We start from the raw sequence: 1,344 nt of genomic DNA on the forward strand, positions 1-1,344 counted from the left end.
ATTATCTGACATACCGAGCTTCTCAGGCTGCCACAGCGGGCATCGGCATTGCACATCGCTGAAGTGCGGACACTGGTCAGCAGTATGACTCTGCAACGTCACTTTATCGCAGAGAGTGTTAAATACGGGCAGCCGTTTTATCAAATCGCACCTGCTCCCTGTCAGAGCGTAAATAGAGGATGAAGCGAAAGCTGAAACCGCTGCACATCTAACCCCCCCGTGCTCAGAACCTCTATATCAACCGGAGGAATGAGGACTTCTGTGACACCGGCCTCCTGGCCACGATTGATCCCGGTACGGTTATCGGTTTTTAACTTTAAGCTTATCGCTCGGGAAACCAGGCTCATGCCGGACTGATACAGTGCCTGCAATCAACGTCCCGGAATCAATATCCGGATCCGCCAGTGCGCATACGATCATACAGACTTGAGGACAGCTCACTATCTACCAGGAAAAGCCCTTGCTCTCTGCTACGACAAAACCCGCTCTGATGCACCAGAACGCGTCAATGCTCTGCCTTCGATGGAGAACTCATGTTGGCCCTGGCGTCTTGCTGTGGTGGCTTCTGTGGCTGTTATTCCTGGGAACTACATTTGGCTCTGGTGTTAAGCCACGGGCAGCAAGCGGTGTGGAAAATGCCGTCAGCATAAGTAAGCCGTCCGTTCACGACCAGATGCCGCTTCACACCTTTTCGCCAGTCAACTAACTGACGGATAAGTTAAAAATCAGTTTGTTATATTATCGACCAATGAATAATATGGCTCTCATTTCTCTTTCGTTATTTTATTCTGCATATTTTCCTCATAATTCCCTCGCGATCTCCACGATATTTACGCTGATCATAAATTGATATTATTTCGGCCGCGGGCCTTTATATTGTCAATGGTAAAATAGGCTATGCCGTCATATATCGACACCGGTACAACCCGACGGATTATTCAGAGGCCTACCATGAAAAAATTTATTTTAGTGACGCTGCTGACAACATTGCTCGCCGGCTGTGCACATGACTCCCCCTGCGTACCGGTCTATGATTCTCAGGGGCGATTAGTCCATACTAATACTTGTATGAAAGGAACCACTCAGGATAACTGGGAGACAGCAGGCGCCATTGCAGGAGGTGCTGCAGCTGTTGCAGGCCTGACGCTGGGTATTGTGGCTCTGACCCGCTAAATTTTCATCTTAGAATCATGCAGCGTGAATACACTGTCGCTAAAGCCAAGGGCTCAGTCGAAGACTGAGCCCTTGGCATAATAGCCGTTCGTTTATCAGAATATATATGGCGACCTTACAGGTCTGACCGGGAGATATCCACTGCGGTACAAAGTTTTACGCGCGGTGCTA

At 49.0% G+C, this 1,344-nt stretch carries 1 protein-coding gene; it reads left to right on the forward strand.

Annotated features, from left to right (window positions below):
- Positions 1-951 precede the first annotated feature (951 nt).
- Positions 952-1,173: a lipoprotein gene (locus ACZAHD_RS17570; RefSeq protein ID WP_004868310.1), complete on the forward strand. Its 222-nt coding sequence runs from the start codon at positions 952-954 to the stop codon at positions 1,171-1,173.
- Positions 1,174-1,344 lie beyond the last annotated feature (171 nt).

Source organism: Raoultella sp. (assembly GCF_039594335.1).
Lineage (GTDB): Bacteria > Pseudomonadota > Gammaproteobacteria > Enterobacterales > Enterobacteriaceae > Klebsiella.

Coding starts and splice junctions, on each gene's coding strand:
- ACZAHD_RS17570 (WP_004868310.1), top strand. CDS start 952: ATGAAAAAATTTATTTTAGTGACGCTGCTGACAACATTGCTCGCCGGC.